Raw genomic sequence first — 13,755 nt, 5'->3', positions numbered from 1 at the left:
GGAACGCGCCGGAAGGCGTGCGATCATACCGGGGTGAAGCACGCCAGACCGCCGCTGGTGCAAGTGCCGAAAGGCCGCACTGGAGGAAGGTCCGGACTGCACAGGGCAGCGTAGCAGGCAACACCTGTCCACCGCGAGGTGAGGATCAGAGCAACAGAGACGAGTCTCGCGCCCGCCGTGGGACCGCGCCGCAGGCGAAAGCCGAAGGCGAGCATCCCAGGGCGCGAGGGTGAAACGGGCAATCTCTACGCGCAGCAATACCAAGTAGGCCAACGTCGACCTGTGTCCCGGGGAGTTGGCGGGTAGGTAGCACCGAGCCGGTGGGGCGACCCCCGGCCCAGAGGAATGGCGGTCACGGAGCGGGCAACCGCGCCGCACAGAATCCGGCCTACGGCGCGCTTCACACTTTTTCTTCGAGCCCGAAAACGTCGTGCGTTTCCGGGCTTTTTTCTGGATCCCGCGTGTTCCAGGGCTCTCAGGCGAGCAGGTCCTGCGCGCGGATGCGCTCGACGTGGGCCAGCAGGGACCGCTTGGCGATCGGCCAGATCGCGGCAGGCACGTCGTCGTAGGCCAGCGGCACCCAGGTGTCGAGGTCGCCATCCGGCCGCATGCGCATCGCGGCGAGCACCTTCGCTTCGCGCTGCAGCCGGTGCACCTTCAGGCGCGCGATCGCCTGCCTGGCGAAGCCCAGCACGTGGCCGTGCGCGGGCAGGATGAACTCGATGCCGTGTTCGCCGCAGGCCGCGTCCAGCCGGTCCAGCGAGGCCAGGTAGGCCGTCATGTCGCCGTCGGGCGGACTGACGATCGTCGTGCTGCCGTTCAGGACGTGGTCGCCGGAGAACAGCAGGCCGTCCTCCAGCAGCACCAGGCAGGCGTGGTTCGATGCGTGGCCAGGCGTGTGCAGCACGAGCAGACTGTGCGTCGCACCGCCGCCCTCGAGCCGCAGCACCTCGCCGTCGCCCAGCTCGCGATCGGGTTCGAAACGGCTGTCCGGACGCGAGGTCGGGCGCGACGACAGGCCCAGGATCGGCGGGCGGGCCGCGCACATCGCTTGCAGCGGCCGCGCTCCCGGCGAATGGTCGGGATGCGAGTGCGTGCAGACGATCAGGCGGATGTCGCCGCCGGCCGCGTCGTGCAGGCGCCGCAGGTGCGTGGCGTCGTTCGGGCCCGGATCGATGACGAGGTAGCCGGTGGCGCTGTCGCCGACCACGTAGCTGTTGGTGCCGGGCCCGGTCATGACCGACGGGTTCGATGCCGTCAGCCGCGCCACGTGGCGCAGCAGCGGCACCGGGCGCTCATGCTGCCAGTCCAGCGCATGCACGATCTGGCCGTCGGGGCACACCAGCGCCAGCTCGCCGAACGGCGAGTCGCCTTCCATGTAGCGCGCTTCCTTGCCGCCGAGCAGGCCGGCGCGCGGGCAGCTGGTCCACAGCGGCTGCTCGCCGGCGCAGGCCTGCAGGACCTCGTCCACCGTGCCGAAAGCCTGCAGGCGCTCCAGCGTGCGGATGGTCGGAAAGATCATGAAGAAGTCCCGGGCGCGATGGCGCTCCAGCGCCTGCGCCGGGCGGATCCAGAGCGGCTCGAACTGCTCGGCCTCGTCGGCCACCGGCTCCTGGCCCCCGGGCATGCGGGCCACGAGGAAGGGCACGTCGAAGCGCCGGGGCAGGTCGCGGTCGGTGATCCAGTGGGCCAGCACGTGCACCTGGTCGGCCGCCAGGGTCAGGCCGCGCGCGGCGCACTGGGCGGCGAAGGGCTCGTGCCGCTGCAGCGCGGCGATGTCGCGGTGGTCCGCGAAGCGGCCGTCGGCATGGCGGGCGAGCAGCACGCCGAGCTCCTCGAAGCTCTCGCGGATGGCGGCGATGGCCTGGGTGAGCCGCAGGTCGTCCTGCGTGGGCCGGCGCGCGGCGATGGCGTGCGCCTGCGCGTCGGCGGCATCGATGCCGCCGCCGGGAAAGACGTAGGCGCCGGGCGCGAAGCTCGCGGTCGGCGAGCGGCGGGTCATCAGCACTTCGGGGCCGTGCGCCGTGTCGCGCATGAGCAGGACGGTGGCGGCGGGGCGGGTGGCTACGGGTTCACGCTGGGTGTGCAGCAGTTGCGCGGCTCTTACCATCGGTCGATTACAGCATGGAGCCTCGACGATGAAGATCCGCCTCTCCCGCCGTTTCGCCTTCGCCGCGCTGGCGCTCGGACTGCTGGCTCCCCTGGCGCACGCGCAGGGCGCGGGCGACTGGCCCAAGCGCCAGCCGATCAAGCTGGTCGCCGTCTTTCCGCCCGGCGGCTCGGTCGACCAGGTGGCCCGCATCCTGGCGCCGGTGCTGCAGCAGCAGCTCGGCCAGAACGTCATCGTCGAGAACAAGGGCGGCGCGTCCGGTTCGATCGGCACCGCCGCCGTGGCAGCAGCGCCCGCCGACGGGTATACGCTGTATACGCTGGCCGTGGTGTTCGACACGCATGGCGTCAATCCGAGCCTGATCCCCAACCTGCCGTACGACACCCGCAAGGATTTGGTGCCGCTGGTGCTGGTGGGCACCTCGGCGATGGTGCTGGCGACCAACGCCAACAGCGAGTTCAAGACCTTCGCCGACGTCGTCGCCGCCGCCAAGGCGCGCAAGCCCGTGAGCTACGGCTCCATCGGCTCCGGCAGCCTGGGCCACCTGGCCATGGCCCTGCTGGCCAAGAACGCCAACCTGGAGTGGACACACGTGCCCTACAAGGGCGGCGGTCCGCTGATGCAGGACGCCGTGGCGGGCCACGTGCCGCTGTCCATCGGTTCGGTGTTCGTGACCAAGCCGCACATCGACAGCAAGCGCCTGCGCCCGCTGGCGGTGACCAGCTCCAAGCGCAGCGCGGAGCTGCCCGACGTGCCCACCGTGGCCGAGAGCGGATTCGCCGGCTTCGACGCGCCCGCCTGGTGGGCGGTGCTGGCCCCGGCGAAGACGCCGCCGGAGATCGTGCGCCGCTGGAACGAGGAGCTGAACAAGGCGCTGAAGAACCCGGACGTCGCCAGGAAGCTGCAGGCGCAGGGCATCGAGATCAGCGGCGGCTCGGTGGAGACGGCGCGGACCTGGATCGACAAGCAGGTCGACACCTGGTCCAAGGTCGTCAAGGACAACAACATCAAGGCGGATTGACCACGGCGGCCGTGCCGCCGCGTCAATCCGTCCCCGCGAAAGCGGGGACCCAGGGTCCCGCGCGCAGCGCGAGGGATTCAGGGACTTTCGCGCACAGAGGGGGGTCAGGGTCCCGCGCGCAGCGCGAGCGCGATCCCCTCACGCCTCCGGAGTCACCCCCAGCGCCAGCAGGAACCGCGCGACCATGTTGTAGGTGGCGATCGCCGCGGTCAGCTCCACCAGCTCGGTGGTGTCGAAGCGCTGCTGCATCCGGGCGAACAGCGCATCGTCGACCTTCACCTGCTGCGTCATCTGCGCGGCATAGCGCGCCACCAGCGCCTCGTCGGGCGCGAGCCCGGCGGGCTCGGCCGCAGGCGAGCGGCAGAACGCCTGCAGCGCGTCGAGTTCCGCCTGCGTGCCGCCGGCGGCCAGGAAGTCGGGCGCGTGGTGGTGGTACTCGTAGTGCGCGCCGGTCAGCAGGGCGACCGTACAGATGCCCAGCTCGCGCAGCTTGCGGCTGGTGGGCAGGCCGGTGCGCACGGCCTTCAGGTACACGTTCCAGCCGCGGGCGAGCGGCTCGCTCCAGAGCAGCGCGCGATCGAGGTTGAGCAGCTCGCCGCCGCGACGCTCGAGGATGGCGTCGACGAGGTCCTGGGGCTGGGGCTTGGCGTCGGGGGTCCAGTCGGGAATGCGCATGGCGATGGCAGGCGTGGTGGCGAAGCGTCACAGCATAAGCGCGCCGCCCCGGCCCGGCCGGACGGCGCGCCGCCAGCGCCGATAATGCCGCCCATGCGGATCCGCTTCACCAAGATGCAGGGCGCGGGCAACGACTTCGTCGTGATCGACGAGACCCGTGGCCGCCTCGGCCTGACGCCGCGGCAGTACCAGTGGCTCGCGGACCGGCATTTCGGCATCGGCGCCGACCAGGTGCTGTCGGTGCGGCCCTCGCCCGATGCGGGCATCGATTTCGAATACGTCATCCACAACGCCGACGGCGGCGAAGTGGAGCAGTGCGGCAACGGCGCGCGCTGCTTCGCCCGCTACGTGCGCGACAAGGGCCTGACCGACCGCGACACCGTGCGCGTGCGCACCCTGTCGGGCGTGATCGAGCCGAGGCTGAATCCGGACGGCCGCGTGACGGTCGACATGGGCGCGCCCGTGTTCGAGCCCGCGGCCATCCCCTTCGATCCGGCCGGGCTCGACCCGCACCCGGACGGCGGCTGGGAGAAGTGGAAGCTGGCGCTGGGCACGCGGGCCGAGGCGCCCATCGTCGCCCTGGCCGTGCTGTCCATGGGCAACCCCCACGCGGTGCAGGAGGTCGACGACGTCGACACGGCGCCGGTGGCCACGCAGGGCCCGCTGATCGAACACCACTCGCGCTTTCCGCGCCGCGTGAACGCCGGCTTCCTGCAGGTGGTCGACCGCGGCCATGCGCGGCTGCGCGTCTGGGAGCGCGGCGCCGGCGAGACCCTGGCCTGCGGCACCGGCGCGTGCGCGGCGGTCGTGGCGGGCATCCGGCTGGGCCGGTTCGACCCGCGCGTGGACGTGCAGACCCGCGGCGGGCTGCTCACGATCGAATGGGCCGGCGGCGCCGCGCCCGTGTTCATGACCGGCCCCGCGGTCACCGTGTTCGAAGGCGAGATCGAGGTGCCCGAATGACTCCTGCAAGCATGAATCCCATCACCGAGGACGACATCGCCAACTACCTGGCGAACACGCCCGACTTCTTCGAGCGCCACGCGCAGCTGCTGGCCAGCGTGCAGCTGACCAGCCCGCACGGCAACCGCGCCGTCAGCCTGCAGGAGCGCCAGGCCGAGATGCTGCGCGACAAGATCAAGGCGCTGGAGCAGCGCATCATGGAGATGGTGCGCCACGGCAGCGAGAACGTGGTCATCGCCGACCGGCTGCACCGCTGGGCGCGCAACCTCATGCTGGTGCGCAACACCCACGCGCTGCCCGCGACCGTGGTGTCCGAGCTGATGACACAGTTCATGGTGCCGCAGGCGGCGATCAAGGTGTGGGGCGTCGCCTCGCACTATGCCGGCGAGGACTTCGCCACCGGCGTGAGCGACGACGCCAGGTCGTTCGCCTCCTCGCTTACGCAGCCTTACTGCGGCGTGAACTCCGGCTTCGAGGCCGTGAACTGGCTCGAGGACAAGGACCTGGCCATGTCGGTCGCGCTGATCCCGCTGCGCGTCGGCGCGATCCAGAACACCTCCCGGGCGTTCGGCATGCTGGTGCTGGCCTCGCCGGACCCGCAGCGCTTCGCCGCCGGCATGGGCACCGACTTCCTCGAGCGCATCGCCGAGCTCGCCTCCGCGGCGCTGTCCCGCCTGCGCGACGAATAGCGATGGACGACGCCGACGCCGCGCTGGTCGAGCAGTACCTCGAGCACGTGCGCGTCGGCAAGCGCCTGGCGCAGCGCACGGTCGAGCTCTATGCGCTCGACCTGCGGCGCCTCCTCGACAACGCCCGCGCCGCCGGGGTGCCGCTCGTGCGGGTGCAGACCGCGCACATCCGGCGCTGGGTGGCACAGATGCACGGCGCCGGCCGCAGCGGCCGCGGCATCGCGCTGATCCTGTCGGGCTGGCGCGGCTTCTACACCTGGCTGGGCCTGCGCGACATGGTGCCGAGCAATCCGGTGCAGGACGTGCGCGCCCCCAGGTCGCCGCGTCCGCTGCCCAAGGCCCTGGGCGTCGACGACGCGATGCAGCTGGCCGACCACGACGACGCGGACGCCGACCCCGTGCTCGAGGCCCGTGATGTCGCCATGGTTGAACTGCTGTACGGCTGCGGCCTGCGCGTGGGCGAGCTGGTGGGCCTGGACGTGCAGGCGAGCGGGCAGGCGCGCGGCTGGATCGACCTGGACGCCGGCGAGGCGCACGTGCTGGGCAAGGGCAGCAAGCGCCGCGCCGTGCCGGTCGGGCGGCAGGCCGCCGAGGCGCTGCGCGCCTGGCTCGCGCTGCGCGGGCAACTGGCCGGGGCGGACCCCGCGCTCTTCATCGGCCGGGGCGGCAAGCGGCTGACGCCGCAATCGATCTGGCTGCGCCTGCGGCGCCGCAGCCTGCGGGCGGGCCTGGCCACGCCGGTGCACCCGCACATGCTGCGCCACTCCTTCGCCAGCCACGTGCTGCAGTCCAGCGGCGACCTGCGCGCGGTGCAGGAGCTGCTGGGGCATGCCAACATCGGCACCACGCAGGTGTACACGCGGCTGGACTTCCAGCACCTGGCCAAGGCGTACGACGCCGCCCACCCGCGCGCGCACCGGCGCAAGTGAGCCGGCGCCTCACATCCCGACGCTGAACACCGCGCGCTTGCTCTCCGGCGGCGCGGCCGCGAGCGCCGACTCGAGCTTGTCCATGACCAGCTGCGCGTCGCCGCCGCCGGGCACGACGGTCTGCGCGATGCGCACCTGCGGCACCCACGCCACGGGCTTGCCGTCGAACGGCATCAGGCACCGCGCCACGACCTTGGCGCCGGACGCCGAGGCCTCCTCGGCCGAGACGGGCCCCTCGATCAACAGGCCGAAGCGGTGGTCCGACAGGCGCGCGACGCTGTCGATCTCGCGCGCCGAGGACAGCAGGCGCGAGGCGACGCGCAGCGGCATCTCCTCGGCCGAGCGGCGGTCGAAGTCGCGGCGGATCTGATCCACGTTCACCAGGTCGATCATCAGCACCACGCTCTGGTGCCGCAGCCGCTCGCTGCGCGCGATCAGGGCCCCGAGCCGCTCGCGGAAGACGTGCGCGTTGACCAGGCCCGTGGCCGGGTCGATGCGCTCCAGCCCCGAGATGCGGCGCGTGTTCTCGCGCCGGTCCTGCACGCGGGCGGCCAGGACGGCCAGCAGGATCGGCAGCTCCAGCGCGATGCCCACCAGCATGCCGTTGGCGGTCCAGAAACTCGCGGGAATCGCGCCCGCCGCCCGCGCGAGCGGCAGGGCGGCAGCTGCCGCCACGGGCAGCATGCCGACCAGAAGCCAGCCGGCGTGGCGGTCGCCGCGCCGGGCAGCCCAGGCGACGATCAGCACGCCGGTGCCGACCCCGACCGCGATGGCCGGAATCACGAGCCAGAGGCGCCAGGACGGCTCGACGGCCACGACCGTCGCCGCCGCCGCCAGGCAGGCGATCGACAGCCCGGATTGCAGGCGGGCCAGGCGCGCCGAGCGCTGGGGCAACGACACCATCGACGCGAGGAACCACAGGAGCACCGCGACCGCCGTGACCGGCAGCACGAACACCGACAGGTTGTTCCACCATGCCCACCCCGGCCAGAGGTGCAGGCCGCCGATTCCGGTCATGGCCGCCTGCGCCAGCCCCATCAGGGTCACCGCCAGCGCGTACCAGCCGAAAGCCGGGTCGCGCACGGAGGCCAGGCCGAACAGGGCCAGCACGATCGACAGGCCGACCAGGCCGAAGTAGATCCCCAGGATCAGGGCCGCGCGCTGCTCCTGGCGCAGCAGTTCGCGCTCGCTGGTGAAGATCACCGGCGCGCTGAAGCTGAAGGGGTTCTCGATGCGCAGGTAGAACTGCTGCGGCTTGCCGGGCGTGAGCATCATCGGCAGCAGCGGATGGCGGTGCGGGACCGGCCAGGTGGAGACGGGGAGGGAGTCGCCCGCCGTGCGGTCGGTCCAGCGCCCCTGCGCATCGGGGGTGTAGAGCGTGAGCCGGTCGACGGCGGGGTAGGGGACCTGCAGGTACCAGCGCTGGCTGTCGTCGTGCACGTCGACGGTGAAGCGCACCCAGAGCACCGCGCCGGTGCGCAGCGGATACACCGTGCCGGCCGCGGTGGGGGACCAGCCGCCCGCCTGGTTGGCGGCGACGTCGTCGATCCGGGCCTGGCCCGTGCGGTCCAGCCAGGCTTCCCCTTCGCCGTTGAGCGTCGCCTGTCCGGCCTCGGCCTCCAGCGTCACGACGCGGTCCGCCGCCGCGGCGGCGGCCGTGAACAGGGCTGCCAGGACGGCCAGCAACGCGGCGCGGCCGGCCGCCGCCCACCTCGTGGTTCGACTCCTCGTCACCAGACCCCTCGCTTGTTTTGGCGCATTGTCGCCCGGGTTGGGACAATCGGCGGATGAAAACCGTCCGCCTCAAGCCCGGCAAGGAACGATCGTTGCTGCGCCGCCATCCCTGGATCTTCGATTCCGCCGTCGGCAAGGGCGGCGGCGATCCGGGGGAGACGGTGCGGGTCGAGGCCCACGATGGCCAGTTCCTCGCCTGGGCCGCGTTCAGCCCCGCCTCGCGCATCCGGGCGCGTTGCTGGAGCTTCGACGAAGGGCAGCGCATCGACCCGGCCTTCTTCCTGCAGGCCGTCACCCGCGCGGTGCAGGCGCGCCAGCGCTTCGCGATCGACAGCGACAGCCGGCGCCTGGTGCACGGCGAATCCGACGGGCTCCCGGGCCTGATCGTGGACCGCTACGCCGACACGCTGGTGGCGCAGTTCCTGTCCGCCGGCGCGCAGCGCTGGAAGGCCGTGCTGGCCGACACCCTGCTGCAGGCCACCGGCCTGTCGCGCCTGTACGAGCGCTCGGACACCAGCTCGCGCTCGCTCGAGGGCCTGCCCGAGGAGCGCGGCTGGCTGCGCGGCGACGGGCCCACCGAGCTGGAGATCCGCGAGCACGGCTGGCGCCTGACGCTGGACATCGCCACCGGGCACAAGACCGGCTTCTACCTGGACCAGCGTGACAGCCGCGCGCTCTTCGCCGAGCACGCCCGCCGGCTCTCGTTCCAGCGGGTGCTGAACTGCTACTGCTACACCGGCGGCTTCACGGTGGCGGCCCTGGCCGGCGGGGCGGCGCACGTGACCTCGATCGATTCGTCCGGCCCGGCGCTGGAGCGTGCCCGCGCGCACGTGGCCCTGAACGGCTTCGAGCCGGCCCGCGCCGAGTTCCTGGACGCGGACGTCAATGCGAGCCTGCGCCGCTTCATCGACGAGGGGCGCACCTTCGACGCCATCGTGCTGGACCCGCCCAAGCTGGCGCCCACGGCCGCCCATGCCGAGCGCGCCGCACGGGCCTACAAGGACATCAACCGGCTGGCCTTCAAGCTGCTGGTGCCGGGCGGGGTGCTGTTCACCTACTCCTGCTCGGGCGGGATCAGCGCCGACCTGTTCCACAAGATCGTGGCTTCGGCCGCCATCGATGCCGAGGTGGACGGCTACGTGACCGCGCGGCTGGCGGGGGCGCCCGACCATCCCATGACGCTGGTCTTTCCCGAGGGCGAGTACCTGAAGGGGCTGGCCATCGTCCGCCGATGAGCAGGCGGCCCGGCGTCGTTGGCCGGCTTCCGCTAGACTCGCGTCCCTTTCCGGACTCCCCCACCGCCATGAGCCTGATCCCCGCCACCATCCTGACCGGCTTCCTCGGCTCCGGGAAGACGACCCTGCTCAAGCGCGTCCTGAGCGAGGCGCACGGCCAGAAGATCGCCGTGATCGAGAACGAATTCGGCGAGGAGAACATCGACGGCGACATCCTGGTCACCGAGACCAAGGAGCAGATCGTGCAGATGAGCAACGGCTGCATCTGCTGCACGATCCGCGAGGACCTGCGCGAGACGCTGCAGCTGCTGGCGGCCAAGAAGCGCAAGGGCCTGCTCGACTTCGACCGCGTGGTGATCGAGACCACCGGCCTGGCCGACCCCGGCCCGGTGGCCCAGACCTTCTTCATGGACGACGAGATCGCCGAGACCTACCTGCTCGACTCGATCCTCACGCTGGTGGACGCCAAGCATGCGGCCCAGCAGCTCAACGACCGGCAGGAGGCGCGCCGCCAGGTGGGCTTTGCCGACCAGATCTTCATCAGCAAGACCGACCTGGTGGCCAAGGAGGAAGCCGACGCGCTGGTCCACCGGCTCAAGCACATGAATCCGCGCGCGCCGCACAAGGCCGTGCATTTCGGCGAGGTGGCGCTGGACGAGGTGTTCGACCTGCGCGGCTTCAACCTCAACGCCAAGCTCGACATCGACCCCGACTTCCTGAAGGAAGACGGCCACGACCACGCCCACCACGATCACGACCACGAGCACGGCGAGCACTGCGACCATCCCTCGCACGCGCATGAGGGCCACGGCCACCACCACCATGTGGACGACGACGTCAAGAGCTTCGTCTTCAAGGCCGACCGGCCGTTCGACCCCGCCAAGCTGGAGGACTTCCTGGGCGCCGTGGTGAACATCTATGGCCCGCGGATGCTGCGCTACAAGGGCGTGCTGAACATGAAGGGCACCGAGCGCAAGGTCATCTTCCAGGGCGTGCACCAGCTCATGGGCAGCGACCTCGGCCCGGCCTGGGGCGAGGGCGAGCAGCGCACCAGCAAGATGGTGTTCATCGGCATCGACCTGCCGCGCGACATCTTCCTGCAGGGCCTGGAGCAGTGCCTGGCCTGAACCCGAGCGCCGCCGGCGGCGCCGGCCAGGGCCGTGCCCGCCGGGCTGCGACTGTCGCGCTTTTGCAAATGATGGGGTTTCCACCCGGGCCGTCCCGGGGGGCGCGCCGCGCCGCAACCACGCCCGCGATGCGAAACGCCGGCTTTGCCGCTGTGCTGCCCGACAATCAGGGTATAACTCGCTCCGATGAAGGCCACCCCACAGAAACGACGCCTGCCGGGAGCTTGCAGCCCCGAGTGGGCGCTGCGAGGAGACAGGACGTGAAGCCCCAACCCAAGGCCCCGGCGAAAGCAGCGAAGGCAGCCCCCAAAGCCAAGGCCCGCACGGCGGCCAGGCCCGCGTCCAAGACGGTGAAGCCGGCCGCCAAGCCGGCGGCCAGGAAATCCGCCGTGGCGCCAGCCTCGGCCAAGAAGCCGGCGGCGAAGAAGCCGGCCGTGAGCAAGACTCCATCGGTCAAGACGACCAGGACGAGCACCAAGGCAACCGCCAAGGCGCCCGTCAAGAAGGCGGTTCCCGCCAAGCCCGTGGCCACCAAGGCCGCGGCGCCGGCGCCCGCCAGGAAAGCCCCCCCGTCCACCGCCGCGAAGGCGCCGGCCGCACCCAGCCGTGCGGCCCCTGCCAAGGCGAGTGCCAAGCCCACCCCCGTAGCTGCAGCCCCGGCCCCCGTGCCGGCGCGCGTGGCGCCCGTCCCGGCGGCTCCCGCGGCGCCGGGCACCCCCGCCCGCGCGACCAAGCCGTCGGCGCGGCTGGCGCAGATCACCGTGCCTTCGATGGCCCAGTCGGTCGCGTCCACCGCCGCCAAGGCCAGCTACACCCAGACCCCGACTCCATCCGTGCTCACTCCTCCTCCCCTCGTCAACGTCAAGAAAGACCCGAAGCTCGCGAACAACTGGAAGTCCAAGTCGGCGGACGAACTGTCCGACGAGGAAGTCCTCGCGATGCCCGATTCGGAGTACATGAACGACAAGCAGATGGCCTTCTTCCGCCGCAAGCTCGTGCAGCTGAAGCAGGACATCCTGAACAACGCCGGCGAGACCACCGAGCACCTGCGCGAGGACACGGTCATCGTCCCCGATCCGGCCGACCGCGCCACGATCGAGGAGGAGCATGCGCTCGAGCTGCGCACGCGTGACCGCGAGCGCAAGCTGCTCAAGAAGATCGAGCAGTCGATCGCGCGCATCGACGCGGGCGACTACGGTTACTGCGACGAGACGGGCGAGCCGATCGGCGTCGGCCGGCTGCTCGCGCGCCCGACCGCCACGCTGTCGCTCGAGGCGCAGCAGCGCCGCGAGTTGAAGCAGAAGATGTTCGGCGACTGACGTCGCCGCCCCACCTCCCCCGCAGGATCGACCGACCGACATGCCCAAGGAAGAAACCGGCGCAGGCGGACTCTTCTCCAAGGTGGTGAAGTTCGTCCGCAGCCCCGGCTCGGGCTGGTCGGACGCGGAGCAGGACAGCGACCGCGAGAGCTCGTACTCCAAGCAGATGCTCAAGGAGATGATCGAGCGCAAGCGGCGCAACGACTTCGTGCGCAAGCGCGAGTTCGACATGCTGCGCAAGATGCGCCGCAGCGAGGTGATGGCGGGCCAGGATCCCGCCGCCCGGCCGTCGTTCTTCCAGAGCTCGCTGCCGTCCAAGCCGGACGACCGCGCGACCACGCTGAAGAAGATCGACGAGATCGAGGCGCAGATGTCGATGCAGTGGTGGAAGAACAAGCACGGGGACGGCCGCGCCAGCAATGGCAGCAGCACCAACTTCCCGATGTCCTCCCACATCCCGCCGGAGTCGCTGCCGCGCACGCCCGAGCCCGGCCTGCCCGGCGCGGCGGGGGCGGGGGCGGGGGCGTCGGCGAGCAGCTATGCGCGCACCGAGGCGACGCCGCTCGTGGCGCCCGTGCCGGCGCAGCGGGACGACGAGCCGATGCTCGATTTCACCGGCGCGCAGGCCATCCCGGCGCCGCCGGTGCCCGCCGCGCCCGCACCGGCCCCGTCCACGGCGCCGGCGCCGCTGCGGCCGGCCATGGGCCTGTTCGCGGCCCCTCCCAGCGATTCGGGCACGCCCAGCGGCTTCTCGCCGTCCAAGGTGTTCGCGCTCGAGGTCGACGAATTCGCCCACGACCCCGAGCTTGAGGAAGCCGCGATCCGCTTCGCCAATGGCGACGACGCCGGCGCCGAATCCGGGCTGATGGAAGTGCTGGCCCCCGGCGGCCCGCGCATCGACCACGACGAGACCTGGCTCACGCTGTTCGACCTGTATCGCGCCACCGGCCAGCAGGACCGGTTCGAGACCGCGGCGATCGAGTTCGCCGGCCGCTTCGGCCGCTCGGCGCCGCAATGGATCTCGCTGCCCGAGGCCGTGGGGCGCATGGGCGCCGCGCAGGTCGCCGCGCCGGCGGGCAATGGCCAGCTCGCCGACTGGACGTCCCCGGCCACGTTCGGCACCCAGACGCTGGCCACGCTCAATGCCTCGCTGGGCAAGGCGCAGCCGCCCTGGCGGCTGTCGTGGGCCAGGCTCGCCGCCATCGAGGAGCCCGCGCTGGACGGCCTGGCGCGGCTGTTCACGCAATGGGCCGGGCAGCCGGTGCAGCTGCGCTTCATCGGCGCCGAGAACCTCGAGCGCGTGCTGCGCGGCGCCACGCCGTCGGGCGACAAGTCGGTCAACCCGGCCTGGTGGCGGCTGCGCATGGAGGTGCTGCGCGTCATGCACCGGCCCGACGAGTTCGAGCTGGTCGCGCTGGACTACTGCGTCACCTACGAGGTCTCGCCGCCGTCCTGGGAGAGCGCCCGCTGCGAGTTCAAGCCGCTGCAGGCCGACGGCAGCTACGTGGCGGGGCACACCATCGTGGGCGAGGCGTTCCGCGACTCGCTGATGTCCAACCTGACGGCGCCCGGCTACGGCGACACGCAGACGGCGGGCATGAACTCGCAGCAGGTGGCGCAGGTCGCGTCGGTCGAGCTGGCCGGGCAGATCCTGGGCGACGCGAACGAGAGCATCGACCTGCTCGACGGCAAGCTGGCCGGCGCCGACGTGATGGTGATCTCCTGCGCCCGCCTGATCCGCATCGACTTCACGGCCGCCGGCTCGCTGCTCAACTGGGCGAGCGCCCGGCAGGGCGAGGGCCGCCAGGTGCAGTTCGTCGAGGTCAACCGGCTCGTGGCCGCGTTCTTCAACGTCATCGGCATCAGCGAGCACGCGCGGGTGATCGCCCGGCGCGACTGACGCGCTCAAGCGTCTGAGGCGGCGCGCGCGCCGCGCACCGGATCCGGCGCTTG

At 71.6% G+C, this 13,755-nt stretch carries 11 protein-coding genes and 1 other RNA gene; 9 read left to right on the top strand and 3 right to left on the bottom strand.

Annotated features, from left to right (window positions below; genetic code table 11):
- Positions 1-35 precede the first annotated feature (35 nt).
- Positions 36-406: RNase P RNA component class A (gene rnpB, locus AC3ANR_RS16505), an RNA gene on the top strand.
- A gap of 69 nt (positions 407-475) precedes the next feature.
- Here the strand turns inward: rnpB and AC3ANR_RS16500 are convergent.
- The gene (locus AC3ANR_RS16500) at positions 476-2,110 is read right to left on the bottom strand and encodes an MBL fold metallo-hydrolase (protein WP_488289191.1); all 1,635 of its coding nucleotides are present in this window, start codon (positions 2,108-2,110) and stop codon (positions 476-478) included.
- A 28-nt stretch (positions 2,111-2,138) separates the two neighbouring features.
- Here AC3ANR_RS16500 and AC3ANR_RS16495 point away from each other — a divergent pair, with 28 nt between their 5' ends.
- The gene (locus AC3ANR_RS16495) at positions 2,139-3,131 is read left to right on the top strand and encodes a tripartite tricarboxylate transporter substrate binding protein (RefSeq protein WP_488289190.1); all 993 of its coding nucleotides are present in this window, start codon (positions 2,139-2,141) and stop codon (positions 3,129-3,131) included.
- Between the two features lie 138 nt (positions 3,132-3,269).
- Here AC3ANR_RS16495 and AC3ANR_RS16490 read toward each other — a convergent pair whose 3' ends face one another.
- A complete protein-coding gene (locus tag AC3ANR_RS16490) occupies positions 3,270-3,806 on the bottom strand; it encodes a carboxymuconolactone decarboxylase family protein (RefSeq protein WP_488289189.1) in 537 nt (178 codons plus the stop codon).
- A gap of 93 nt (positions 3,807-3,899) precedes the next feature.
- Between AC3ANR_RS16490 and dapF the strand changes: the two genes are divergently transcribed.
- Genes dapF through AC3ANR_RS16475 form a run of 3 tightly spaced genes read left to right on the top strand, consistent with a single transcriptional unit; the run spans position 3,900 to position 6,387 of the window.
- Positions 3,900-4,769 carry a diaminopimelate epimerase gene (gene dapF / locus AC3ANR_RS16485; RefSeq protein WP_488289188.1) on the top strand — a complete coding sequence of 290 codons (870 nt, stop codon included), beginning with the start codon at positions 3,900-3,902 and terminating at the stop codon, positions 4,767-4,769.
- 11 nt (positions 4,770-4,780) lie between these two features.
- Positions 4,781-5,458, top strand: a complete 678-nt coding sequence (locus AC3ANR_RS16480; RefSeq protein ID WP_488289187.1) for a DUF484 family protein — start codon at positions 4,781-4,783, stop codon at positions 5,456-5,458.
- Positions 5,459-5,460: 2 nt separating this feature from the next.
- Positions 5,461-6,387, top strand: a complete 927-nt coding sequence (locus AC3ANR_RS16475; RefSeq protein WP_488289186.1) for a tyrosine recombinase XerC — start codon at positions 5,461-5,463, stop codon at positions 6,385-6,387.
- Between the two features lie 9 nt (positions 6,388-6,396).
- Here the strand turns inward: AC3ANR_RS16475 and AC3ANR_RS16470 are convergent, their stop codons facing one another.
- On the bottom strand, positions 6,397-8,121 hold the full coding sequence (locus AC3ANR_RS16470; RefSeq protein ID WP_488289185.1) for a sensor domain-containing diguanylate cyclase: 1,725 nt from the start codon (positions 8,119-8,121) through the stop codon (positions 6,397-6,399).
- Positions 8,122-8,174: 53 nt separating this feature from the next.
- Between AC3ANR_RS16470 and AC3ANR_RS16465 the strand changes: the two genes are divergently transcribed.
- From AC3ANR_RS16465 to AC3ANR_RS16450, 4 genes are all read left to right on the top strand, one after another.
- Positions 8,175-9,356 (top strand): class I SAM-dependent rRNA methyltransferase, encoded by a 1,182-nt coding sequence (locus tag AC3ANR_RS16465; RefSeq protein WP_488289184.1) that lies wholly within the window; start codon positions 8,175-8,177, stop codon positions 9,354-9,356.
- Positions 9,357-9,424: 68 nt separating this feature from the next.
- A complete protein-coding gene (locus AC3ANR_RS16460) occupies positions 9,425-10,483 on the top strand; it encodes a CobW family GTP-binding protein (RefSeq protein ID WP_488289183.1) in 1,059 nt (352 codons plus the stop codon).
- A 524-nt stretch (positions 10,484-11,007) separates the two neighbouring features.
- Positions 11,008-11,802 carry an RNA polymerase-binding protein DksA gene (dksA, locus tag AC3ANR_RS16455; protein ID WP_488291833.1) on the top strand — a complete coding sequence of 265 codons (795 nt, stop codon included), beginning with the start codon at positions 11,008-11,010 and terminating at the stop codon, positions 11,800-11,802.
- A gap of 40 nt (positions 11,803-11,842) precedes the next feature.
- Positions 11,843-13,702, top strand: a complete 1,860-nt coding sequence (locus AC3ANR_RS16450; protein ID WP_488289182.1) for an STAS domain-containing protein — start codon at positions 11,843-11,845, stop codon at positions 13,700-13,702.
- Positions 13,703-13,755: the final 53 nt, after the last annotated feature.

The sequence above is a fragment of the Ramlibacter sp. JJN2-2R genome (assembly GCF_057747835.1).
The sequence above is the reverse complement of the archived record's forward strand: the minus strand, read 5'-3'. Positions and strand labels throughout refer to the sequence as shown.